23 protein-coding genes and 1 riboswitch are annotated in these 24,074 nt (G+C 62.5%); of the genes, 4 read left to right on the plus strand and 19 right to left on the minus strand.

From position 1 onward, the window contains the following. Positions 1–447: 447 nt before the first annotated feature. On the minus strand, positions 448–732 hold the full coding sequence (locus AC1DX6_RS06835) for a DUF1467 family protein (protein ID WP_477311987.1): 285 nt from the start codon (positions 730–732) through the stop codon (positions 448–450). Beyond that, complete coding sequence (mce, locus tag AC1DX6_RS06840; RefSeq protein ID WP_112618677.1) at positions 729–1,133, minus strand: methylmalonyl-CoA epimerase; 405 nt, start codon at positions 1,131–1,133, stop codon at positions 729–731. The genes AC1DX6_RS06835 and mce overlap by 4 nt, the downstream gene beginning before the upstream one ends. 16 nt (positions 1,134–1,149) lie before the next feature. Between mce and AC1DX6_RS06845 the strand changes: the two genes are divergently transcribed. Further along, positions 1,150–2,124 carry an MBL fold metallo-hydrolase gene (locus AC1DX6_RS06845; protein ID WP_477311988.1) on the plus strand — a complete coding sequence of 325 codons (975 nt, stop codon included), beginning with the start codon at positions 1,150–1,152 and terminating at the stop codon, positions 2,122–2,124. Between the two features lie 13 nt (positions 2,125–2,137). Here the strand turns inward: AC1DX6_RS06845 and AC1DX6_RS06850 are convergent, their stop codons facing one another. From AC1DX6_RS06850 to AC1DX6_RS06930, 17 genes are all read right to left on the minus strand, one after another. Next, positions 2,138–3,808: a ribonuclease J gene (locus AC1DX6_RS06850; protein ID WP_477311989.1), complete on the minus strand. Its 1,671-nt coding sequence runs from the start codon at positions 3,806–3,808 to the stop codon at positions 2,138–2,140. A gap of 21 nt (positions 3,809–3,829) precedes the next feature. After that, positions 3,830–4,651: a biotin--[acetyl-CoA-carboxylase] ligase gene (locus tag AC1DX6_RS06855; protein WP_477311990.1), complete on the minus strand. Its 822-nt coding sequence runs from the start codon at positions 4,649–4,651 to the stop codon at positions 3,830–3,832. 2 nt (positions 4,652–4,653) lie between these two features. Then, the gene (gene nuoN / locus AC1DX6_RS06860; protein ID WP_477311991.1) at positions 4,654–6,090 is read right to left on the minus strand and encodes an NADH-quinone oxidoreductase subunit NuoN; all 1,437 of its coding nucleotides are present in this window, start codon (positions 6,088–6,090) and stop codon (positions 4,654–4,656) included. Positions 6,091–6,109: 19 nt separating this feature from the next. Then, positions 6,110–7,615: an NADH-quinone oxidoreductase subunit M gene (locus AC1DX6_RS06865; protein ID WP_477311992.1), complete on the minus strand. Its 1,506-nt coding sequence runs from the start codon at positions 7,613–7,615 to the stop codon at positions 6,110–6,112. Beyond that, on the minus strand, positions 7,615–9,588 hold the full coding sequence (gene nuoL, locus AC1DX6_RS06870) for an NADH-quinone oxidoreductase subunit L (protein WP_477311993.1): 1,974 nt from the start codon (positions 9,586–9,588) through the stop codon (positions 7,615–7,617). The genes AC1DX6_RS06865 and nuoL overlap by 1 nt, the downstream gene beginning before the upstream one ends. 11 nt (positions 9,589–9,599) lie before the next feature. After that, positions 9,600–9,908, minus strand: coding sequence for an NADH-quinone oxidoreductase subunit NuoK (nuoK, locus tag AC1DX6_RS06875; RefSeq protein WP_477244897.1), 309 nt, complete (start codon positions 9,906–9,908; stop codon positions 9,600–9,602). Position 9,909: 1 nt separating this feature from the next. Further along, positions 9,910–10,530 carry an NADH-quinone oxidoreductase subunit J gene (locus AC1DX6_RS06880; protein WP_127267204.1) on the minus strand — a complete coding sequence of 207 codons (621 nt, stop codon included), beginning with the start codon at positions 10,528–10,530 and terminating at the stop codon, positions 9,910–9,912. A 122-nt stretch (positions 10,531–10,652) separates the two neighbouring features. Beyond that, positions 10,653–11,144 carry an NADH-quinone oxidoreductase subunit NuoI gene (gene nuoI / locus AC1DX6_RS06885; RefSeq protein ID WP_292638722.1) on the minus strand — a complete coding sequence of 164 codons (492 nt, stop codon included), beginning with the start codon at positions 11,142–11,144 and terminating at the stop codon, positions 10,653–10,655. Between the two features lie 244 nt (positions 11,145–11,388). Continuing rightward, entirely contained in the window at positions 11,389–12,432 is a 1,044-nt protein-coding gene (gene nuoH, locus AC1DX6_RS06890) for an NADH-quinone oxidoreductase subunit NuoH (protein ID WP_477311994.1), read from the minus strand. Between the two features lie 2 nt (positions 12,433–12,434). Further along, positions 12,435–14,516 (minus strand): NADH-quinone oxidoreductase subunit NuoG, encoded by a 2,082-nt coding sequence (gene nuoG / locus AC1DX6_RS06895; RefSeq protein WP_477311995.1) that lies wholly within the window; start codon positions 14,514–14,516, stop codon positions 12,435–12,437. A 117-nt stretch (positions 14,517–14,633) separates the two neighbouring features. Further along, positions 14,634–15,344: an NADH-ubiquinone dehydrogenase gene (locus AC1DX6_RS06900; RefSeq protein WP_477311996.1), complete on the minus strand. Its 711-nt coding sequence runs from the start codon at positions 15,342–15,344 to the stop codon at positions 14,634–14,636. Positions 15,345–15,426: 82 nt separating this feature from the next. Next, positions 15,427–16,731, minus strand: a complete 1,305-nt coding sequence (gene nuoF, locus AC1DX6_RS06905) for an NADH-quinone oxidoreductase subunit NuoF (RefSeq protein WP_477311997.1) — start codon at positions 16,729–16,731, stop codon at positions 15,427–15,429. 10 nt (positions 16,732–16,741) lie between these two features. After that, positions 16,742–18,034, minus strand: coding sequence for an NADH-quinone oxidoreductase subunit E (locus tag AC1DX6_RS06910; RefSeq protein ID WP_477311998.1), 1,293 nt, complete (start codon positions 18,032–18,034; stop codon positions 16,742–16,744). Further along, the gene (locus tag AC1DX6_RS06915) at positions 18,035–19,225 is read right to left on the minus strand and encodes an NADH-quinone oxidoreductase subunit D (RefSeq protein ID WP_477311999.1); all 1,191 of its coding nucleotides are present in this window, start codon (positions 19,223–19,225) and stop codon (positions 18,035–18,037) included. Positions 19,226–19,234: 9 nt separating this feature from the next. After that, positions 19,235–19,840: an NADH-quinone oxidoreductase subunit C gene (locus AC1DX6_RS06920; protein ID WP_477312000.1), complete on the minus strand. Its 606-nt coding sequence runs from the start codon at positions 19,838–19,840 to the stop codon at positions 19,235–19,237. Between the two features lie 5 nt (positions 19,841–19,845). Then, complete coding sequence (locus AC1DX6_RS06925; RefSeq protein WP_027025969.1) at positions 19,846–20,427, minus strand: NuoB/complex I 20 kDa subunit family protein; 582 nt, start codon at positions 20,425–20,427, stop codon at positions 19,846–19,848. Continuing rightward, a complete protein-coding gene (locus AC1DX6_RS06930; protein ID WP_477274832.1) occupies positions 20,418–20,783 on the minus strand; it encodes an NADH-quinone oxidoreductase subunit A in 366 nt (121 codons plus the stop codon). The genes AC1DX6_RS06925 and AC1DX6_RS06930 overlap by 10 nt, the downstream gene beginning before the upstream one ends. Positions 20,784–21,115: 332 nt before the next feature. Here AC1DX6_RS06930 and AC1DX6_RS06935 point away from each other — a divergent pair, with 332 nt between their 5' ends. The 3 genes from AC1DX6_RS06935 to cobW all read left to right on the plus strand — a co-directional run bounded on the left by AC1DX6_RS06935 (position 21,116) and on the right by cobW (position 24,056). Continuing rightward, entirely contained in the window at positions 21,116–22,315 is a 1,200-nt protein-coding gene (locus AC1DX6_RS06935; protein WP_477312001.1) for a winged helix-turn-helix domain-containing protein, read from the plus strand. A 29-nt stretch (positions 22,316–22,344) separates the two neighbouring features. After that, positions 22,345–22,548, plus strand: a riboswitch (cobalamin riboswitch). Between the two features lie 39 nt (positions 22,549–22,587). After that, entirely contained in the window at positions 22,588–23,016 is a 429-nt protein-coding gene (locus AC1DX6_RS06940; protein ID WP_477312002.1) for a DUF1636 family protein, read from the plus strand. Between the two features lie 2 nt (positions 23,017–23,018). Then, positions 23,019–24,056: a cobalamin biosynthesis protein CobW gene (gene cobW / locus AC1DX6_RS06945; RefSeq protein WP_477312003.1), complete on the plus strand. Its 1,038-nt coding sequence runs from the start codon at positions 23,019–23,021 to the stop codon at positions 24,054–24,056. The last annotated feature ends 18 nt before the right edge of the window (positions 24,057–24,074 follow it).

Genomic DNA, 24,074 nt, shown 5'->3' on the forward strand with positions numbered 1-24,074 from the left:
ACCACGATGCTTGGCTTCAAAGTGCTGCAGCGTCCTTTGCACATCCGGGGATGGGCGGCATTCGAGGCCACGACAATGCCGCATCCGGCCCGTTGATCGTTTCACAAGCAAAGCCTGCCGTACTATTGTGCACTGCAGCACGAGAATGCCTGTTTCCGGGCAAAATTCTGCGTGACAATTTCATCTGGCTTAGGCTAGTGTGCCCCGATAACCGAGAGGGTAGAGAAAAATCTGCTCTCCTACGCGGTCAAAGTCTTGGGAGGATGCGATCTAGGCGCGGTTACTCGCTGCCGCCGGAAACCGGAAACAGATCGGACGCGTTTAAATTGCAAGGCCTTGTGCCTTGCATTTTTTTTGTGCAATCACCTGCTTAGCGCCAAAGATTACCAAACCACATGACCTTGCGTCAGCCTGTGGGAGCCCGTTTCTATCGGGACGAATCAGGTGCTATTGCGCCGGTGTCTGGTTGAACTCGGGTATGATGTGCGGGACTTCGTTGAGGCTGAGACCGAGCCCCCGCGTCAAGCCATAGAAAACGCCCATGACGACAGCCGTAGCGATGGTGGTGCGGATCACGGCGCGCAACATATGCGGCCCGCGCGGTGCGCTGGGAACGGTGCCCAGCGTCACGTCGTGATCGTCATCCTGCGTGTGTACGCTGAACGGCAGCACGATAAACAGCACCAGCCACCATGTGATGAAGAACAGCGCCGCAAACGAAATCCAGCTCATGCCTGCTCCAGTTCGACCAGCGTGCCGAAGAAATCCTTGGGATGCAGGAACAGCACCGGCTTGCCGTGGGCGCCGGTTTTGGGATTGCCGTCGCCCAGCACACGCGCCCCGCTCGCCTTGAGATGATCGCGCGCGGCAAGAATATCGTCGACCTCATAGCAGACATGATGCATGCCGCCCGAGGGGTTCTTCTCCAGGAATGCCGCGATTGGCGAGCCCTCGCCCAGCGGCTCCAGCAACTCGATCTTGGTGTTGCCGACATCGACGAACACCACGGTGACGCCATGCTCGGGCAACGCTTGCGGCGCGGTCACCCGGGCGCCAAGCGTATCGCGATAGGCGGCGATCGCCGCAGCCAGATCCGGCACGGCAAGCGCGACATGGTTCAGGCGTCCCAGCATGAAACCTCCAGCTTCGATGCTGGCGTCTTACGTCAAATCGGCCGATACCAATAGCCTCTCGCGAGGCGCGCAAGGTCGCACTCCGGTGAACCGCCGGCCTGTTCCAATCGATAACAGCGAAGTACAAACGGCAATGCCCGATCCTTCCCGCCCTCGCGTTTTCAGCTTCGATCTTGGCTCATTCAAGGTCGCCGCCCTGCTCGACGCCGTCGATATCAGAGACAATCTCGCGGCGGCTTTCGCGCCCGGAAAATCGCCGGGCGCCGTACAGGAACTCGCCATCTCGAACTTTATCGATCCCGATCGATACGAGCATTGCTTCATCCCGACGCTGATCGACACCGGCGTGGAAAAAATCCTCTTCGACACCGGATTCGGCGACGCCGACAGTTCGCTTCTGCACTGCTTACAGGACCTCGGGCTCCAGCCCGCCGACATCGACATGGTTGTTGTCACGCATGGGCACCCCGACCACATCGGCGGCCTTATGAACAATGGCAAAGCCGTTTTCAGCCGGGCGCGCTATGTCTTCGGCGCCGCCGAATTCGTCTTCTGGACCGAGGCGGATGCGGTGCGCGAAGCCAGATTGAGCAACCGCGACCTGTTCCGCCGCGTCTGCACGCCCCTTGCCGACCGGACGACATTCGTGGCGCCGGGAGACGAAATCGTGCCGGGCATCACCGCCATCGATGCCGCCGGTCATTCTCCAGGGCTGCTGGCCTTCCACGTCGAAAGCGACGGCCAGCAATTGCTCGTCTGGTCGGACGCCTTCCTGCACTCCGTCGTGTCGATCCAGCACCCGGAATGGCATGCAGATCTCGACGACGAGAAGGAGCAGGCCGTCGAGACCCGCAAGCGTCTGCTGACAATGGCTGCCGACCACCGGCTGTTGGTCGCCGGCTATCACATGCCGTTTCCGGGTCTCGAGCACGTCGAGCGGCTGGACGGGAGCTTTCGCTGGCTCCCCGCCAGCTACCAGCTGAATTTCTAGCTATTCCCGCCCTCTATCTGGTGACGAAAACCGTCACCAGTGGCTTCTTGCCCCAGGCCTCGTTGGCGGCGCCGCGCACGGCACGCCGCACCGCTTCCTGCACGAGGTCGAGGTCCTTCCGGCGCTGGCGCGGGATCGAGTCGACCGCGCCGACTGCCGCGTCGATCATCAAATCCTCAAGGTTCTCGCCGCTGGCATCGGCCTCGGCAACGCCGATGGCGACCAGATCAGGATCGCCGGCCAGCTCATATTTGTCGTCGAGCACGACATTGACAGCGACATGGCCGGCAAAGGACAGCTTGCGCCGGTCGCGTATGCCCATCGCCTGGTCGCTGCCGATCAGCCGGCCGTCCTTGTAGATGCGGCCGAACGGCACCTGGTCGATGATGGTGGCAGCACCTGGAGCAAGCCGCAGCATGTCGCCGTCCCGCACCTGCGCCACCTGGCCGATGCCGGACGTCGACATCAGCGAGCCCTGCGCCACCAGATGCGCCGCCTCGCCATGCACGGGAACGCCGATCTGCGGCCGCACCCATTCATACATCTTGCGCAATTCGCTGCGCCGCGGATGGCCGGAAACGTGCACCAGCGCATCGCCGTCCTCGATGATCTTGATGCCGAGATCGATGAGGCGGTTCTTGATCTCGAGGATCGCCTTCTCGTTGCCGGGAATGGTGCGCGAGGAAAACACCACCGTGTCGCCGGCCGTCAGCGACACCGATTTCATCTCCTCGCGCGACAGCTTGGCCAATGCCGCCAGCGGCTCACCCTGGCTGCCGGTGCAGATGATGACCAGGTTTTCGCGCGGGATGAAACCAAAGTCTTCCTCGGCGATGAATTCCGGCAGCCCGTCCATATAGCCGAGCTCGCCCGCCACATCGATGACGCGCTTCAGCGAGCGGCCGAGCACCAGGCACTGGCGGCCGGCATCGCGCGCAGCCCTGGCGATGGAAACGATGCGTCCGACATTGGAGGAGAATGTGGTGACGGCGACACGGCCCTTGGCGCTCTGGATGACGCCCTTGAGCCCCTCGCCCACGGCCACTTCCGAAGGCGACTCGCCTTCCCTGAGCGCATTGGTCGAATCGCAGATCAGTGCCAGCACGCCCTTGTCGCCATACCAGCGAAAGCGCGCCTCGTCGGTCTTCGGCCCGATCGTCGGCTCCGGATCGATCTTCCAGTCTCCGGTATGGATGACGGTGCCGGCCGGCGAAGTGATCGCCAGCGACATCGGCTCGGGGATCGAGTGCGCCACCGGAATGGCCTCGATCTCGAAGGGACCGACGGTGAATTTCTCGCCAGCCCGGTAGATCGTCAGCGGGATCTTTGGCGCGCCTTGCTCGCCCTGCCGCTTGGCCTCCAGCAAGCCTGCGCTAAACGGCGTCATCCAGACCGGCGCCTTCAGCCTCGGCCAGAGGTCGAGCAGCGCGCCATAATGGTCTTCATGGGCATGGGTGATGATGATGCCGCGCAGATTGGCGAGGTTCTCCTCGATGAAGCGCGTGTCGGGCAAGATGAGGTCGACGCCCGGATGCGCCGCGTCGGGAAAGGTGACGCCGACATCGATGATGATCCATTCGCGCGCACTGGCCGGCCCATAGCCGTAGAGGGCGAAGTTCATGCCGATCTCGCCGACACCACCCAGCGGCACGAACACGAGTTCGGCGTTGTCAGCTTTCGCCATGATATTCCCTCTCCTGCCCGGTCAAACCCTGGCGGACGCAACCGCGCCGAAATGTACATCGCCGGCGGCGATCGTCAGAACCGAGCCTTTATCGTCGCGGATCACGAAACGGCAGTCCTCGTCAATGGTCTCGAAGGTACCGCGCACCACATTACCGTCAATCCTGACAGCAACCTCGCCGCCAAGTCCCGCCGCGCGCGCCAGCCAGCGCTGCCTGACGGCCGACAATCCGCGCCCGTCGTTCCACAGCCGCGCATTGTCGCTCCAGGCATCCGACAGCGCCAGAAACAGCGTTTCCGCATCGCATGTGGCGCCCAGCGCGCGCAATGATGTTGCCGGATAAGGCAAATCCTCGGGATAAGCCACCACATTGACGCCGATGCCGACTGCCACCGCGAAACGGCCGCCGTCGAGGATTGCCGATTCCAGCAGGATGCCGGCAAGCTTGGCGCCGGAGGCCAGCACGTCGTTCGGCCATTTCAGCTCGAAGCGGTTCTTGCCCTGGCTTGCGCCGTCGAGGCCGATGGCCACCTTGCCGTTCGGCACGACGGCGTCGAGCGCGTCGGCCAGCGCCAGTCCGGCAACGAAGCCGAGCGTGGCGGCAAGCCGAAGTTCGGCGGTGGTAATGACCAGCAGCGTCGCCGCCAGATTGCCTTCGGGCGTCGCCCAGACCCGGCCGCGCCGGCCCCGCCCGCTTTCCTGTTTTTTGGAAACGACCCAGAGTTTTCCCGGATCGCCTTTCCGCGCATGCTCCAGCGCCAGCGCATTGGTTGAGCCGACCGTGTCATGGGACTCGAGCCGGAACCCTTCCGTCTCAGCGGTTGGAGCCAGCCTGAACGTCACCGTCAGAAGAAGGTCTTGGCGGCGGCTTCGGCATAGGTGCCTATCGGCCCGCCGATCAGCACATAGAACAGCACGAAGGCGCCACAGACGCCGAGCACGACACGCAGTTCCGTCGCCATCGGCACGAAGCCACCGACCGGCTCATCGAACCACATGATCTTGATGATGCGCAGGTAGTAATAGGCGCCCACCACCGAGGCCAGCACGCCGATGATCGCCAGCGTGTAGAGATTGGCGTTGATGGCGGCGAGGAACACGTACCACTTCCCCCAGAAGCCGGCGAGCGGCGGAATGCCGGCCAGCGAGAACATCAGGATGGTGAGGATCGTCGCCATGACAGGATTGGTCGAAGACAGGCCGGCAAGATCGCTGATCTGTTCGACATTTCCTTCCTTGCGCCGCATGGCGAGGATGAAGGCGAAGGTGCCGAGCGTCATCACCAGGTAGATCAGCATGTAGATGGCGACGCCGCGCACGCCGGCCTGGCTGTTGGCGGCAAGGCCGACCAGCGCATAGCCCATATGGCCGATGGAGGAATAGGCCATCAGCCGCTTGATGTTGGTCTGGCCGATTGCGGCGAAGGCGCCGAGCGCCATCGAGGCGATCGAGATGAAGACGATGATCTGCTGCCAGTCGGAAGCGATCGGCTTGAACGCGCCCATGGTGACACGCACCAGAAGCGCCATCGCCGCCATTTTCGGCGCTGCCGCCAGGAAAGCCGTCACCGGCGTCGGCGCGCCTTCATAGACGTCGGGCGTCCACATGTGGAACGGTACCGCCGAGATCTTGAAGGCAAGGCCGGCCAGCACGAAGACCAGGCCGAAGACGAGGCCAAGCTGGCGCTCGCCGCTGCCAAGTGCCGTGGCGATCTCCTGGAAGCCGGTGTTGCCGGTGTAGCCGTAGACGAGGCTGATGCCGTAGAGCAGCATGCCCGACGACAGCGCGCCCAGCACGAAGTACTTCAGGCCGGCCTCGGTCGAGCGCAGATTGTCGCGGTTGATCGCCGCCAGCACGTAGATCGCCAGTGATTGCAGTTCGAGGCCGAGATAGAGCCCGATCATGCTGTTGGCCGAGATCATCAGCATCATGCCGAGCGTTGAGAGCAGGATCAGCACCGGATACTCGAATTTGTCGAAATGCTCCGCCTTGGCGAAGCGTATCGACATGATCAGCGTCACTGCCGAGCCGACCAGCGACAGCACCTTCATGAAGCGGGCGAAGGAGTCCTGGACGAAGGCGTTGCCATAGGCACTGCCCTGCCCGGTGGAAAACACCATCCAGGCGCAGGCGACCACCAGGATGACGACGGCAAGAGCGGTCACCGTCGTGGTGGTGTTGGCGCGCGAATAGGCACCCACCATCAACAGCGCCAAAGCGCCGATGGCGAGGATCAGCTCTGGCGTCGAGAGCGACAGGCTGGAGAGAAGGTCTGGCGTCATGGTTCGCAAAACCCTTGGGTTAATTCGCTGCCGCGGTCTGCGCGGAGCCGATGGATGCGGTGACATTGGTGACGAGCGTCTTGACCGATTCGGCCGTCGCGTCGAAGACCGGCGCCGGGTAGACGCCGAAGAAGATGACCAGCACGACCAGTGGGTAGATGATCACCTTCTCGCGCGTCGACAGGTCAAGCAGGCCCTTCAGGCTTTCCTTGGTCAGCGCGCCGAAGATCACCCGGCGGTAGAGCCAGAGCGCATAGGCCGCCGACAGGACGACGCCGGTGGCCGCGAAGAACGCCACCCAGGTGTTGACCCGGAACACGCCCAGCATGGTCAGGAACTCGCCGACAAAGCCGCTGGTGCCGGGCAGGCCGACATTGGCCATGGTGAAGACCATCAGCACGGTGGCGTATTTCGGCATGTTGTTGACCAGCCCGCCATAGGCGTCGATCTCGCGCGTGTGCATGCGGTCGTAGATGACGCCGACGCACAGGAACAGCGCGCCGGAGACGAGGCCGTGCGACAGCATCTGGAAGATCGCGCCCTGCACGCCTTCCTGGTTCATCGCGAAGATGCCCATGGTGACAAAGCCCATATGGGCGACCGACGAATAGGCGATCAGCTTCTTCATGTCCTCCTGCATCAGCGCCACAAGCGAGGTGTAGATGATGGCGACGACGGACAGCGTGAAGACGAGCGGCGCGAACATTTCCGACGCGAGCGGGAACATCGGCAGCGAGAAGCGCAGGAAGCCGTACCCGCCCATTTTCAGCAGGATGGCAGCCAGGATCACCGAACCGGCGGTCGGCGCCTCCACGTGGGCGTCCGGCAGCCAGGTGTGCACCGGCCACATCGGCATCTTCACCGCGAAGGAGGCGAAGAAGGCCAGCCACAGCCAGGTCTGCATGCTGGCCGGGAATTGGTGGGTCAGCAGCGTCGGGATGTCGGTGGTGCCGGACTGGTAGAACATCGCCATGATGGCGAGCAGCATCAGCACCGAGCCGGCCAGCGTATAGAGGAAGAACTTGAACGAGGCGTAGACGCGCCTTTTACCGCCCCAGACGCCGATGATGATGAACATCGGGATCAGACCGGCTTCGAAGAAGACGTAGAACAGCACGATATCAAGCGCGCAGAACACGCCTATCATCAGCGTTTCGAGCAGCAGGAAGGCGATCATATAGGCCTTGACCCGCTTCTCGATCGATTCCCACGAGGCCAGGATGCAGAGCGGCATCAGGAAGGTGGTCAGGATGACGAACAGCATCGAGATGCCGTCGACGCCCATATGGTAGGAGATGCCGGAATCCAGCCAGGCGAACTTCTCGACGAACTGGAAGCCGGCCTGCGAATTGTCGAAGCCGGCCCAGATGGAGAGCGAGACCAGGAAGGTGATGCTCGTCGTCCATAGCGCGATGGCGCGGATGTTGCGGCGCGCATTCGGGCTGTCGTCATTGATCGGCAGGATGAACAGCACACCAACCAGCGGCAGGAAGGTAACGAGCGAGAGGATTGGCCAGCTGGTCATCAGAGCATCATCCAGGTGACGAGTGCGGCAACGCCAATCAGCATGGCGAAGGCATAGTGATAGAGGTAGCCGGTCTGCAGCTTGACGACGCGGTTGGTGACATCGACGACACGCGCTGAAACGCCATCGGGACCAAGGCCATCAATGATCGTTCCGTCGCCGGTCTTCCACAGGAAGTGACCGAGCGCCTTTGCCGGCCGCACGAACAGGAAGTCGTAGAGCTCGTCGAAATACCATTTGTTGAGCAGGAAGGCGTAGAGCAGGCGATGGTTGGCGGCGACGCTCCGGGGCAATTCCGGCGAGCGGATGTAGAATTTCCACGCCATCGCAAAGCCGATCAGCATGGCGACGAACGGCGCCAGTTCCACCCACAGCGGCAATTCATGGATTTCGTGCAGGATGTGGTTGTCCGGCAGCGTGAACAGCGACGCCTTCCAGAACTCGGCATAGCCCTCGCCGATGAAGGCGCCATGGAAGATCACGCCGGCAAACAGCGCGCCTGCCGCCAGGAAGAACAGCGGCACCAGCATCACCGGCGGCGATTCATGGACATGATGCATGACCTCGTGGCTCGCCCGCGGCTCGCCGTGGAAGGTCATGAAGATCAGACGCCAGGAATAGAAGCTGGTGAAGCAGGCGGCGATGACCAGCAGAATGAAGGCGAGGCCGGCGACCGAATTGTGCCCGGCAAAGGCAGCCTCGATGATGGCGTCCTTGGAGAAGAAGCCGGCGGTGCCGATGACCGTCACCGGTATGCCGACGCCGGTCAGCGCCAGCGTGCCGATCACCATCATCCAGTAGGTCTTCGGAATGAGCGCCTTGAGGCCGCCCATATTGCGCATGTCCTGCTCGTCGGAGACGGCATGGATGACGGAGCCGGAGCCTAGGAACAGCAGCGCCTTGAAGAAAGCATGCGTGAACAGATGGAAGATCGCCGCGCCATAGGCGCCGAGGCCGAGCGCCACGAACATGTAGCCGAGCTGCGAACAGGTCGAATAGGCGATGACGCGCTTGATGTCGTTCTGGACGAGGCCGACCGTCGCCGCGAAGAAGGCGGTGAAGGCGCCGATGAAGGTGACCACCGTCAGCGCCGAATGCGACAGCTCAAACAGCGGCGACAGCCGCGCCAGCATGAACACGCCGGCCGTCACCATGGTGGCGGCATGGATGAGTGCCGAGACCGGCGTCGGGCCTTCCATGGCGTCCGGAAGCCAGGTGTGCAGTGGCACCTGCGCCGACTTGCCCATGGCGCCCATGAACAGCAGCAGGCAGACGATGGTCATCGCCGACTGCTTGTCGAGCGCATAGCCGAGGAAGGTCAGCACGGCGGCCCCTTCCGGTGCGCCTTCGGCGGGGATGAACGTCGCCGCATTGGCGAAGATGGTGCCGAGATTGACCGAGCCGAACAGCACGAAGACGCCGAAAATGCCGAGCGCGAAGCCGAAGTCGCCGACGCGGTTGACGACGAAGGCCTTGATCGCAGCGGCATTGGCCGACGGCTTCTTGTACCAGAAGCCGATCAGCAGATAGGAGGCGAGACCGACGCCTTCCCAGCCGAAGAACATCTGCACCAGATTGTCGGCCGTCACCAGCATCAGCATGGCGAAGGTGAACAGCGACAGATAGGCGAAGAAGCGCGGCCGGTTCGGGTCATGGTGCATGTAGCCGATCGAATAGATGTGGACCAGCGCCGACACCGTGTTGACCACCACCAGCATGACCACTGTCAGCGTGTCGATCCGAAGCGCCCATGAGGCTTCAAGCCCGCCGGACTGGATCCAGCGCATCACCGGCACGGTGAACACCTCTCCGTCGCCGAAGCCGACGGAGAAGAAGGCGACCCACGACAGCACGGCAGATATCACCAGGAAACCGGAGGTGATGTATTCCGACGCCTTGGCGCCGAGCGACGAGCCGAACAGGCCGACGATCAGGAAGCCGAGCAGTGGAAGGAAGACGATGACCTGATACATGGTGGTTCCCGTCAACCCTTCATCATGTTCACGTCTTCGACCGCGATCGAGCCGCGGTTGCGGAAGAAGACGACGAGAATGGCAAGACCGATTGCCGCTTCAGCCGCCGCGACCGTCAGCACGAACAGCGCGAACACCTGCCCGACGAGATCGCCGAGTGCCGCCGAGAAGGCGACGAAATTGATGTTGACCGCAAGCAGGATCAGCTCGATCGACATCAGGATGACGATGATGTTCTTGCGGTTGAGGAAGATACCGAACACGCCGAGCGTGAACAGGATCGCCGATACGGTCAGATAATGTGCGATGCCGACGACCATCTCAGAGTCCCTCGCCTGTCTTGACCTTGCGGATTTCCATGCCGGTCGCCGGCGTGCGGCCGACCTGGGCTGCGATCGACTGCCGCTTGACGCCCGGCTTGTGGCGCAGCGTCAGCACGATGGCGCCGATCATGGCGACCAGCAGCACGAGGCCTGAAATCTGGAAGTAGTAGAGATAGTCGGTATAGAGGATGTCGCCGAGCGCGGCCGTGTTTGTCCGCGTGGCAAGATCGGGAATCGGTTTCGAAACCGTCGACGCCAGCTGCGGCGCAAATGTATAGCCGCCGAGCACGACGATCAGCTCTGCCGCCAGGATCAGCCCGACCAGCGCCCCGATCGGCGCATATTGCAAAGCGCCTTCCTTCATCTCAGCGAAGTCGACGTCGAGCATCATGACGACGAACAGGAACAGCACCATCACCGCGCCGACATAGACGACGAGCAGGATCATCGCCAGGAACTCGGCCCCGGTCAGCATGAACAGGCCGGCGGCATTGAAGAAGGTCAGGATCAGGAACAGCACCGAATGCACGGGGTTGCGCGACGAAATGACCATGAACGCCGACGCCACCGCGACAAAGGCGAAGAGGTAGAAAAAGGCCGCCTCTAGTCCACTCAGCATGGGTTCCCCCGGGTTCCTGTCCGAAACAGGACGCTCGTCCTGTTCGATATTTGCGACCGCCTCCGGTCGGCAAGTTGCGTGTTCCTTAGACGAGGCCCCTCGCCCCGTCCATGCGTCAAATGTCAGCGATAGGGCGAGTCCAGCGAGATGTTGCGCGCCAGTTCGCGCTCCCACCGGTCGCCGTTCGCCAAAAGCTTGTCCTTGTCGTAATAGAGCTCCTCGCGCGTCTCCGTCGCGAACTCGAAATTCGGCCCCTCGACGATGGCATCGACCGGGCAGGCTTCCTGGCAGAAGCCGCAATAGATGCACTTCACCATATCGATGTCGTAGCGCACGGTGCGGCGCGTGCCGTCATTGCGGCGCGGGCCGGCCTCGATGGTGATGGCCTGCGCCGGGCAGATCGCCTCGCACAATTTGCAGGCGATGCAGCGTTCCTCGCCATTGGGATAACGGCGCAGCGCGTGCTCGCCACGGAAGCGCGGGCTGGTCGGCCCCTTCTCGTGCGGATAGTTGATCGTCTCCTTCGGCGCGAAGAACTGGCGCATCGACAGGAAGAAGGCGCTGACGAAATCCTGCAGCAGCAGCGATTTTGCGGCTTGAGTTAGTGCACCCATTTGCCGCTCCCAAACACCACCAACGCAACGACCGCGAACATGACGCCCAATATGAGCGGGTAAGCCACAACGAAGCGCTTGACGAAATGCTCGTCCATTTGCTTCTCCTCAACGGATAGGGGAACGCCAAAAAAACTAGTTTGCCTTTTCCGGTATTGCTCAAGTGGGGCCCCAGAGCGCGACAGAAGCCACCCCACTAGGACTCCAAAACCGCCGCCTAACAGCAAGACTACCAAATCGCCCATCACGCAAACCCCGTGATCTTGAGGAAGGCTGCGGTGGCGACCACCATGAACAGCGAGATCGGCAGGAAGACCTTCCACCCCAGCCGCATCAACTGGTCGTAGCGGTAGCGCGGTACGAACGCCTTCACCATCGAGATGCCGAAGAACACAAAGCAGACCTTCAGCACGAACCAGATGACGCCCGGCACCCACGTGAACGGCGCGAAATCGAAGGGCGGCAGCCAGCCGCCGAGGAAGAGAATGGTGGCCAGCGCGCACATCAGCACGATGGCGACATATTCGCCGAGGAAAAACAGCAGGAACGGCGTCGACGAATATTCGACCATGTGGCCGGCGACCAGTTCCGATTCGGCTTCCACCAGATCGAAAGGCGGCCGGTTCGTCTCGGCCAGCGCCGAGATGAAGAAGATGATGAACATCGGGAACAGCGCTAGCCAGTTCCAGTCGAGGAACGTGTTGGGCAGGCCAAGCCGCGTGCCAAGCCCGTCATGCTGCGACAGCACGATATCGGTGAGGTTGAGCGAGCCTGCGGTAAGCAGCACGGTGACGATGACGAAACCGATCGAGACTTCGTAGGACACCATCTGCGCCGCCGAGCGCAACGCGCCGAGGAACGGATACTTCGAATTGGACGCCCAGCCGCCCATGATCACGCCATAGACCTCGAGCGAGGAGATGGCGAAGACATAGAGGATGCCGACATTGACGTTGGCGATGGCCCAGCCATCATTAACCGGGATGACCGCCCAGGCCGAGATCGCCAGCACAGCGGAAACCAATGGCGCCAGCAGGAAGACGCCCTTGTTGGCGCCGGACGGTATAACCGGCTCCTTGAAGACGAATTTCAACAGGTCGGCGAAAGCCTGCAGCGTGCCCCACGGGCCGACCACGTTCGGTCCGCGGCGCAACTGCACCGCCGCCCAGATCTTGCGGTCGGCGTAGAGGATGTAGGCGACGAAGATCAAAAGCACGACGATCAGCACGACCGACTTCAGCAGGATGATCAGCGCCGGCAGCACGTAGATGGAGAAGAAGGTGTCCATGTCTATTCCGCCGCCTGCCTGAAGCCGTTTTTCGCCAGCGCCGAGCATTCCGCCATCACGGCCGAGGCCCGCGCGATCGGGTTGGTCAGGTAGAAATCCTTGACCGGCGAGGTGAACGTACCCTTGTTCAGCCGCCCGCCGAGCTTCGCCACTTTGGCGATGTCGTCAGCGTTTCCGGCCGCGACCTGGTCGATGCGGGCGAGATGCGGGTGGTCGCCATAGAGCTTGGCGCGCAATTGCGGCAGCGAATCGAACGGCAGCTTCTTGCCCAGCACATCCGACAGTGCCCTGAGGATAGCCCAGTCCTCGCGCGCATCGCCCGGCGCGAAGCCGGCGCGGTTGGTCTGCTGCACGCGTCCCTCGGTGTTGACATAGGTGCCCGACTTCTCGGTGTAGGCAGCACCCGGCAGGATGACGTTGGCGCGGTGCGCGCCCTGATCGCCATGCGTGCCGACATAGACGACGAAAGCGCCGCCGGTCTTGGCCATGTCGATCTCGTCGGCGCCGAGCAGGAACAGCACGTCCATCTCGCCCAGCATGCCGGCGACATTCTTGCCGCCCTCGCCCGGGACGAAGCCGAGATCGAGGCCGCCGACGCGTCCGGCCGCATTGTGCAGCACGGCAAAGCCGTTCCAGTCGGCACGAGCAGCGTTGACGGCGGCAGCGAGCCTGGCCGCCTGGCCAAGCACGGCCGCGCCATCCGAGCGCGCCAGCGCGCCCTGGCCGACGATGATCAGCGGATGCGTCGCCTTCTTCAGCACCTGGAAGAACTTGCCATTGCCGTCAGCCAAATCCTTAAGCGATTCCGGTCCGGCACCCAGCTGTTCGTAATCGTAGCGGGTGTCGCCGATCTCGCCGATGACGCCGACCGGCAGATTGCCGATGCGCCAACGCTTGCGGATGCGGGTGTTGAGCACGGACGCCTCGAAGCGCGGATTGGCGCCGATGATCAGCACCGCGTCGGCCTGCTCGATGCCTTCGATGGTCGGGTTGAAGATGTAGCTGGCGCGGCCGAGCGACGGATCGAGTGCTGCTCCGTCCTGACGGCAATCGGTGTTCTTCGAGCCGAGCGCGGCCATAAGCTGCTTCAGCGCATAGATTTCTTCAACAGCGGCAAGATCGCCTGATATGGCGCCGATCTTCTCGGGCGCCGCCTTCGACACCGCGTTTTTGATCGCCGCAAATGCCTCGGCCCAGTTCGCCGGAACGAGCTTGCCGTCCTTGCGCACATAGGGGCGGTCGAGACGCTGCGTGCGCAAACCGTCCCAGATGAAGCGGGTCTTGTCGGAAATCCACTCCTCGTTCACCGCCTCGTTGACGCGCGGCAGGATGCGCATCACTTCGCGGCCTCTCGAATCGACGCGGATCGCCGAGCCGACGGCGTCCATCACGTCGATGGATTCGGTCTTGGTCAGCTCCCACGGCCGTGCCTGGAAGGCAAAGGGCTTCGAGGTCAGCGCGCCGACCGGGCAAAGGTCGATGACATTGCCCTGCAGTTCCGAGGTCATCGCGCTTTCGAGATAGGTGGTGATTTCGGCATCCTCGCCGCGGCCGATCAGGCCGAGCTCGGAAATGCCGGCAACCTCGGTGGTGAAGCGGACGCAGCGCGTGCAGTGGATGCAGCGGTTCATCACCGTCTTGACCAGCGGCCCGATATATTTGTCCTCGACCGCCCGCTTGTTCTCTTTGTAGCGCGAGGAATCGACGCCGAAGGCCATCGCCTGGTCCTGCAGGTCGCACTCGCCACCCTGGTCGCAGATCGGGCAATCGAGCGGATGGTTGATCAAAAGGAATTCCATGACGCCTTCGCGGGCCTTCTTGACCATCGGCGTGTTGGTGAAGATTTCCGGTGCCTCGCCGTTCGGACCGGGGCGCAAATCGCGCACGCCCATGGCGCAGGAAGCCTGCGGCTTGGGCGGCCCGCCCTTCACCTCGATCAGGCACATGCGGCAATTGCCGGCGATCGACAGCCGCTCATGGAAGCAGAAGCGCGGCACTTCCGCGCCAGCGTCCTCGGCCGCCTGCAGCAGCGTATAGTGGTCGGGTACAGTGATCTCTTTCCCGTCGACCTTGAGCTTTGCCATCAATTGCCCCCGGCGGTTTTCGCCGTCTCATATGCCTGAAAAAGATCGCTCAACCCGATGCCATTGATCATCATGCCGGCGATCTCAGCGTTTTCTATCTTCAATTTGCCCCGCCCCTTACTTCTTGGCCTTGGCGGCCAGCACAAGTGCCGCCGCCTGACGGGCCCACTCATCGCGGCCGATGCGGCCGTTGAGCGACAAATAATCCTCGACCCAGGCGATCTCTTCCGGCGTCCAGGCGGCGACCTGGGAAAATGTCCAGATGCCGAGGCCGTTCAGGACCTTTTCCAGTTTCGGTCCGACGCCCGTTATCGCCTTGAGATCCGACGGCTTGGCCGGCCGGTCCATAGCCTTGGGCTGCCTGAAATCCTCAGGCAGCAGCCCGTTCGCAGCATTGCCGACAACAGCGCTCGTATCGGGTGCTACCGGCGCCTCGCTCACGGTGCGGGCAGCAATATCGGTCACATCCTGGGCGAAGGTCTGCGCCTCGGCAATCAAGGTCTTGGTCGCCGCGCGCGCCTTGGTGGAAGAGCTCGTCGTGGCTTCCGAAAAGTGTTCACTTCTTGCCTCGAAATCATCGACGATCGGCTGGAAAAGCCGCTGCGAGGCCTCGGCAGCACCTGAAAGCGCGCCCATCCATACGCCAAAGGCATGGTTGGCCAGCCCGATGCCGAGCGCCGACATTGCGGCGGCACCCGCGACAGGATGCGCCAAAAGGTTGACGGCGCTGGCCATCTCCTTCGGCATCATCCTGGTCAAATCCTGGTTCATCTTCTCGAACTGGTCCATGTCGGGCATCAACGGGTAGGGTATCGAATACGGCGCCATCGGTATCTCCTGGTCGTTTCTTCGTATGCCCCGCCCCCGGTATGTCAGTTTCGGGCTTTGGCCCGCATTGCAACTTCTTCGACTACTCCGCCGCCACCATCACCGGTTCGGCCCGATGTGCGTTGCGTGAAAACTCGTCGATGCGCCGCTCCACCTCGCCGCGGAAATGCCGCATCAGGCCCTGGATCGGCCATGCCGCCGCGTCGCCCAGCGCGCAGATCGTGTGGCCTTCGACCTGCTTGGTGACGTCGAGCAGCATGTCGATCTCGCGCTTTTGCGCCTCGCCGCGCACCAGCCGCTCCATCACCCGCCACATCCAGCCGGTGCCTTCGCGGCACGGCGTGCACTGGCCACAGCTTTCGTGCTTGTAGAAGTAGGAAAGCCGCGCGATCGCCTTCACGATGTCCGTCGACTTGTCCATGACGATGACTGCCGCCGTGCCGAGGCCCGACTTCAGATCGCGCAGCGCATCGAAATCCATCGGCGCGTCGATGATCTGCTCTGCCGGCACCAGCGGCACAGAAGCGCCGCCCGGAATGACCGCCAAAAGATTGTCCCAGCCGCCACGGATGCCGCCGCAATGCGTCTCGATCAGCTCGCGGAACGGGATCGACATCGCCTCTTCGACGGTGCACGGATTGTTGACGTGGCCGGAGATGCAAAACAGCTTGGTGCCGACATTGTTGGGCCGGCCAAAGGACGAGAACCACGACGCGCCGCGGCGCAGAATGGTCGGCGCGACAGCGATCGATTCGACATTGTTGACCGTCGTCGGGCAGCCATAGAGGCCGACATTGGCCGGGAATGGCGGCTTCAGCCGTGGCTGGCCCTTCTTGCCTTCGAGGCTTTCGAGCAGCGCCGTTTCCTCGCCGCAAATATAGGCTCCGGCGCCGTGATGCATATAGATATCAAAGTCATAGCCGGACGTGTTGTTCTTGCCGATCAGCTTCGCCGCATAGGCCTCGTCGATGGCGCGCTGCAGCGCCTCGCGCTCGCGGATGAACTCGCCGCGCACATAGATGTAGGCGGCGATCGCACCCATGGCGAAGCCGGCGATCAGGCAGCCCTCGACCAGCGTGTGCGGGTCGTGGCGCAGGATATCGCGGTCTTTGCAGGTGCCGGGCTCGGATTCGTCGGCATTGACGACGAGATAGCTCGGCCGGCCGTCGCTCTGCTTGGGCATGAACGACCATTTCAACCCGGTCGGAAAGCCGGCGCCGCCGCGGCCGCGCAAGCCCGAGGCCTTCATCTCGTTGACGATCCACTCGCGCCCTTTGGCGATGATGCCGGGCGTGTTGTCCCAGGCGCCGCGCGAAATCGCGCCGGCCAGCGACTTGTCGAACCGGCCGTAGATGTTGTTGAAGATACGGTCTCTGTCCTGAAGCATTGTTCGTCCCTCAGACCGGCTTCTTGCCGAAGACGCGGATGTATTCGGCGACGCCGCCCTTGGCGAGCGCCTTGGCCTGCTTGACCCAGTCGTCGCGCTCGATGCGGCCGTGGAAGGCGAGATAGCCGTCCATCCACTCGCGCTCGCCCTTCTTCCAGGAAGCGACCTGCGCGAAAGTGAAGATGCCGAGCGTATGCAGGATACCCTCGATCTTCGGCCCGACACCGGAGATCAGCTTGAGATCGTCGACCAGCGCCGGCTTTTCGATTCCGGCCGGGCGGTTCTTGTCCTCGAGCGACGGCTTTGCCGGCTTGGCGCTGGCGCCAGCTTTCGCCGGTGCAGCCTTGGCCTCCGGCGCCTTGAAGGCGGCAGCCGGCTCGGCCTTGGCCTTCGGACCATTGCGCTGCTTAGTGACCTTTTCGACCTCGGGTGCTGCCTTATTGGCGTTGGCGGCCGAATGCAGCGGGGCCGAAACGCTCGCCGCCTTTTCCACAGCCGGGGCAACCTTCGTTGCCGAAGGCGATTTCAGCGCCGGGCTCGTTTCAGGGGCATCGGTCTTCGGCTTGCCGGCATTCGACGGTGCCACGGGTGCAGCAGGCGCCGGGGCTGCCGGTGCAGCAGCCGACGCCGCATCCTGGGCTGCCTTCGCGGCTGCCCTGTCTTCCTTGTCGCGGGTCGTCTTGAGGATTGCCTTTTCGCTCTTCAGCGTCGTCAGACCGGTAATCGGCTCCGACGTGGTGCGGCCGTTCTGCGGTCCCGGCGTCACCGAAGCGCCCTTGCCGGCGCCGTACAGGTCGATGATTTCGGCAAGACGTTCCGGCGTCAGGTCTTCAAACGTATCCTTGAAGATCATCACCATCGGTGCGTTGACGCAGGCGCCGAGGCACTCGACCTCTTCCCACGACAGCGTACCCTTGTCGTTGGTGTGGAACTGGTCGTGATGGATTTTCGACCGGCACACATCCATCAGCGCTTCCGAGCCGCGCAGCATGCAAGGCGTGGTGCCGCAGACCTGGATATGGGCGCGCGTGCCGACCGGGTTCAGCTGGTACTGCGTGTAGAAAGTCGCGACTTCGAGCCCTCGGATATAGGGCATGCCGAGCATGTCGGAGATGGTCTCGATCGCCGCCTTGGTAACCCAGCCTTCCTGCTCCTGCGCTATCATCAGCAGCGGGATGATCGCCGACTGTTCGCGGCCCTTCGGATATTTCTTGATCCATTGCTTGGCCGCTGCCGCATTCGCCCGGTTGAAGGCGAAGGAGGCTGGCTGGACGCTGGCTTCTGCGAGACGGCGGACTGACATTTAGCGATCGACCTCACCAAACACGATGTCGAGGGAGCCGAGGATGGCCGTGACGTCGGCCAGCATGTGGCCGCGGCACAAAAAGTCCATGGCTTGCAGATGCGCGAAACCTGGCGCGCGCAGCTTGCAGCGATAGGGCTTGTTGGAGCCGTCGGAGACCAGATAGACGCCGAATTCGCCTTTCGGCGCCTCGACGGCCGCATAGACCTCGCCGGCGGGCACGCGGTAGCCCTCGGTGTAGAGCTTGAAGTGATGGATCAGCGCTTCCATCGAGCGCTTCATCGCCTGGCGCTTCGGCGGCACAACCTTGCCGTCGAGGTTCGACACCGGGCCGGTGAGTTCCTTGCCGAGCAAAAGGTCGACGCACTGGCGCATGATCTTCGCCGACTGGCGCATCTCTTCCATGCGCACAAGGTAACGGTCGTAGCAGTCGCCGTTCTTGCCGATCGGGATGTCGAAATCCATCTCCGAATAACATTCATAGGGCTGCGACTTGCGCAGATCCCAGGCAGCGCCCGAGCCGCGCACCATGACGCCCGAGAAACCCCAGGCCCAGGCATCGGCCAGCGACACAGTGGCGATATCGACATTGCGCTGCTTGAAGATGCGGTTGGGGGTCAGCAGTTGGTCAAGGTCATCGATCGACTTGAGGAACGGATCGATCCACTTGCCGATATCCTCGACAAGCTTCTGCGGCAGGTCCTGGTGCACGCCGCCGGGCCGGAAATAGGCCGCGTGCATGCGCGAGCCGGAGGCGCGCTCATAAAACACCATCAGCTTTTCGCGTTCGACGAAGCCCCAAAGCGGCGGCGTTAGTGCGCCTACGTCCATCGCCTGCGTCGTGACATTCAGGATGTGCGACATGATGCGCCCCATCTCCGAATAGAGGACCCGGATGAGCTGGCCGCGCTTCGGCACCTCGATGCCGAGCAGCCGCTCGGTGGCGAGTGCAAAGGCATGCTCCTGATTCATCGGCGCGCAATAGTCGAGCCGGTCGAGATAGGGCACCGCCTGCAGATAGGTCTTGTGCTCGATCAGCTTTTCGGTGCCGCGATGCAACAGCCCGATATGCGGATCGACGCGGTCGACGACTTCGCCGTCCAACTCAAGAACCAACCGCAAAACGCCATGCGCGGCGGGATGCTGCGGTCCAAAATTGATGTTGAAATTGCGGACAGAGGTTTCAGCCATTCTGGCGCCTCAATTCGTCTTGGCTTTTTCATCCCCAGGCAGCACGTAGTCGGTGCCTTCCCACGGGGAAAGAAAATCGAAATTGCGGAATTCTTGCTTCAATTCCACCGGCTCGTAGATGACGCGCTTGGCCTCGTCGTCGTAGCGCACTTCGACGAAACCGGTCAGCGGGAAATCCTTGCGCAACGGATGGCCTTCGAAACCGTAGTCGGTGAGGATGCGGCGCAGGTCGGGATGGCCTGAGAACAAAACGCCATAGAGATCGTAGGTCTCGCGCTCGAACCAGTCGGCGCCGGGAAACACGCCGGTGAGCGACGGCACCACCGTTTCCTCGTCGGCCTGAACTTTCAGGCGGATGCGCACATTCTGCTTCGGCGACAAGAGGTGATAGACGACATCGAAGCGCTTGGCGCGCGACGGATAGTCGGCACCGCAGACATCGATGATCGAGATGAACTGGCAGCGCGCATCGTCGCGCAGGAAGGTCACCACCTCGATCAGATTGCCCGGCTCGACAGCAACGGTGAGTTCGCCATAGGCAAAAACCGCTTCGCCGATCCGGCCGGTCAGCTTTTCACTCAGATAAGTCGACAGTTCGCTCAGGGATGCACTCATTGGGCCTACCGTTCGATCGTGCCGGTGCGGCGGATCTTCTTCTGCAGGAGAAGAATGCCGTAGAGCAGCGCTTCCGCGCTTGGCGGGCAGCCGGGCACATAGATGTCGACCGGCACGACGCGGTCGCAGCCGCGCACCACCGAATAGGAATAGTGATAATAGCCGCCGCCATTGGCGCAGGAGCCCATCGAGATGACGTAGCGCGGCTCCGGCATCTGGTCATAGACCTTGCGCAGCGCCGGCGCCATCTTGTTGGTCAGCGTTCCCGCGACGATCATGATGTCGGACTGGCGCGGAGACGCACGCGGCGCAACCCCGAAGCGCTCCGAGTCGTAGCGCGGCATCGAGGTGTGGATCATCTCGACCGCGCAGCAGGCAAGACCGAAGGTCATGAACATCAGCGAGCCGCTTCGCGCCCAGGTGATCAACGCCTCGGTCGAGGTGACCAGAAAGCCCTTGTCGGCCAGCTCGTTGTTGATTTCGAGGAAGAACGGATCGTCAGACCCCACCGGCCGGCCGGTGTTAGGATCAATCAGGCCCTTGGGCTTCGGCGCGACGAGCGTACCGGAACTGTCGCTCAATCCCATTCCAGAGCTCCTTTTTTCCATTCATAGGCAAAGCCGATGGTCAGCACCGCCAAAAACACCATCATCGACCAGAAACCGAGCATGCCGATTTTCGAGAACGACACCGCCCACGGAAACAGGAAGGCCACTTCCAGATCGAAGATGATGAACAGGATCGACACCAGGTAGAAGCGGATGTCGAATTTCATGCGGGCATCGTCGAACGAGTTGAAGCCGCACTCATAGGCGGAAAGCTTTTCCGGATCGGGATTGCGGTAGGCCACCAGGAACGGCGCCACAAGCAGCGCCAGGCCTACGACCAGCGCCACGCCGATGAACAGGACGATGGGCAGATACGAACTCAAAAGTGCGGTCATGCAGCAGCTTTCCGTTGGCGGCCAATCCACTCTGATTACAGCAACGAACCCTAATGCGGAAGCGTGACAGTTTAACCGCTGAACCGTTTTAAGTGCCTATGCTGCAACGCGGCGAGGGTTAGCGCAGCGCTTTCGGCGAAGCAAGTCAAACCTTGTTCAAAACACGGTGCTGGACGGCACTTAGGAAGAAACTGGTCCGTTCCGCTCCTGTTTGATTTCCTTCACTTTCTACTCCACTTTTCTCTCCTGACATCGATCTCGCCAAAACCCTGTTAGCATGAGGCGGAATCACCGGCTCCTTTTGCTCGAAAATCATCAGAGTCCTGTCTCCCATGAAGGAAAAGATCTCGCTCGCCATGGCCCGCCGCATCGCGCTGGCGGCTCAAGGCTTCAACGATGCCCGCCCCGCCGGCACACCCGACCGCCGCCACTTCGCCCGCGTGCTTTCCCGCATTGGCCTGCTGCAGATCGATTCCGTCAGCGCCGTGGTGCGTGCCCACTACATGCCGCTCTATTCCCGCCTCGGCCCCTACCCGCTGGCTTTGCTCGACAACGCCGCCATGACCCGCAAGCGCACGGTCTTCGAGTATTGGGCGCACGAGGCCTCCTTCCTGCCGGTCGAGACATACCCGCTGATGCGCTGGCGCATGCAGCGAGCCGAGAGCGGCGGCGAGATGTATCTGGGCCTGGCCAAATGGGGTCGCGAACACGCCGCCTATATCGAAGAGATCTATCGCCAGGTCGTTGACCGGGGTCCGATTGCTGCCTCGGCGCTCGAGGGCCAGAAAGGCTCTGGCGGCTGGTGGGGCTGGAGCCACGCCAAACACGCCTTCGAATGGCTGTTCTGGGCAGGCCGCATCACCACGGCGTCGCGGCGCGGTTTCGAACGGTTCTATGATCTGCCCGAACGCGTGCTGCCACAAGCAATCCTCGACTTGGCCGTTCCCGCCGCCGAGGACGCACACCGCGAATTGCTGCGCATTTCCGCCCGCGCCCATGGCATCGCGACATCAGGCGACCTGCGCGACTACTTCCGCCTTTCCCCCGCCGATATGAAGGGCCGCCTCGAGGAACTGGTCGAGACCGGCGAACTTTTGCCCATGCGCGTCGAGGGCTGGGACAAACCAGCCTATCTCCATAGGGACGCCCGTTTGCCGCGCCGGATCGAGGCACGTGCCTTGCTGGCGCCCTTCGATCCGGTCGTCTTCGAGCGGACGCGCACCGAAAACCTGTTCAACTTCCGCTACCGCATCGAGATCTACACGCCGGCCGAAAAACGCCAGTACGGCTACTACGTGCTGCCGTTCCTGCTTGGCGACAGGATCGTCGCCCGCGTCGACCTCAAAGCCGACCGCCCCGCCAGCGTGCTGCGCGTCCATGCCACTTACGCCGAACCCGGCGCACAGGCCGAAACCGCAGCAGAACTGTTCGAAGAATTGAAGCTGATGCAGGGCTGGCTCGGCCTTGAGCGTATCGAAGTGACACCCGCCGGCGATCTCGGGCAGCCGCTCGCCGACATCGCCGCGTCGTAGACGTGCGTTGACACGCCTGCATACACAAGCCTAAATCCGGTCCAGACGGTCTCTTCTCTTCAAAGGGAGGAGCCAAGAGGGAATGCGGTGCGGGATGAAAATCTCAAATCCGCGGCTGTCCCCGCAACTGTAAGCGAAGAGCCTGGGCCGAAAACCACTGGGTAACACCGGGAAGGCGGCACCCAAGGCGATGACCCGCGAGCCAGGAGACCTGCCGTCTAGGACATAAAGTATCCGATCGCCTGGCGGGTTTTCCGGGCAAGGAGCCTGATTTGGAACGCGACAGCAGTTTTTCGGCTGAAACAGCGGATATTTTGTCCGGCGACAGTGATGCCTTGGCCGGCGTCACTGTCATCGTCTGCGCCTCGTGCCGCGACGAGACCGGCTCCGACGCCCATCCCCGCGCCGGCGAACTGCTCGCGCAAGACACGCGCCGCGCCGCATCGGGCGAAGATATCCGCATCCACACCGTCGAATGCCTCGGCAATTGCAAGCGGCGCCTCAGCGCCGCCATCCTGCGTGACGGCTGTTGGAGCTATGTCTTCGGCGACCTGACCTTGACCAGCGGCGCCGACCTCGTTGCTGGCGCCAAACTCTTCGCCACCTCGACCGACGGCCTGATCCCGTGGCGCGGCCGCCCCGATAGCCTCAAGCGCGGCCTCGTCGCCCGCATTCCTCCCCTCGACCTGCTGAAGGACTGATCATGAACGCTTCCGTTTCCCGAGTTCCCTGCACCGTCGTCACCGGCTTCCTCGGCGCCGGCAAGACGACGCTGGTCCGCCATCTCCTGGAGAACGCCGGCGGCAAGCGCATTGCCATCATCGTCAACGAGTTTGGCGACATCGGCATTGACGGCGAGATCCTCAAAGGCTGCGGCATCGACACCTGCCCGGAGGAAAACATCGTCGAACTGGCCAATGGCTGCATCTGCTGCACCGTCGCCGACGATTTCGTGCCGGCGCTCGACCAGATCCTCGCATTGACGCCGAAGGTCGACCACATCCTGATCGAAACCTCGGGCCTGGCGCTGCCCAAGCCGCTGGTCCAAGCTTTCCAGTGGCCGAGCGTGAAGAGCCGCGTCACCGTCGACGGCGTCATTGCCGTGGTCGACGGGCCGGCGCTGGCCGAAGGCCGCGTCGCCAACGACATGGACGCCCTGCAGGCGCAGCGCGCTCAGGACGAGACGCTGGACCATGACGACCCGGTCGAGGAAGTGTTCGAGGACCAGATCGCCTGCGCCGACCTGATCATCCTGTCGAAGAGCGATTTGATGGACGCCGCCGGTTCGGCCCGCGCCAACGCCATCATCACCGAACACTCCGCCCGCGCCGTTAAAATCGTGCCGACATCGCATGGCAAGGTCGACCCCTCAGTACTGCTCGGCCTCGGCCTCGCCGTCGAGGAAGACATAGAGAACCGCAAGTCGCATCATGACGGCGCCTTCGACCACGAGCATGACGACTTCGACACCTTCATCGTCGACATTGCCTCGATCGCCAATCCCGATGAGCTGGCAAAGCGCGTCGCCATTGCGGCCGAAGAAGAAAACGTGCTGCGCGTCAAAGGCTTCGTCGAGGTCGGCGGCAAGCCGATGCGGCTTTTGCTGCAGGCCGTCGGCCCGCGCGTCAATCACTATTACGATCGCGCCTGGACCGCTCAAGACGACCGCCGCTCGCGCCTCGTCGTCATCGGCCTGAAGGGGCTGAACCGCCCGGCGATCGAGCGTATACTCGCCGGCTGATCTCAGGCACGAGCCGCG

It is taken from the genome of Mesorhizobium sp. P2_C4, assembly GCF_056404575.1.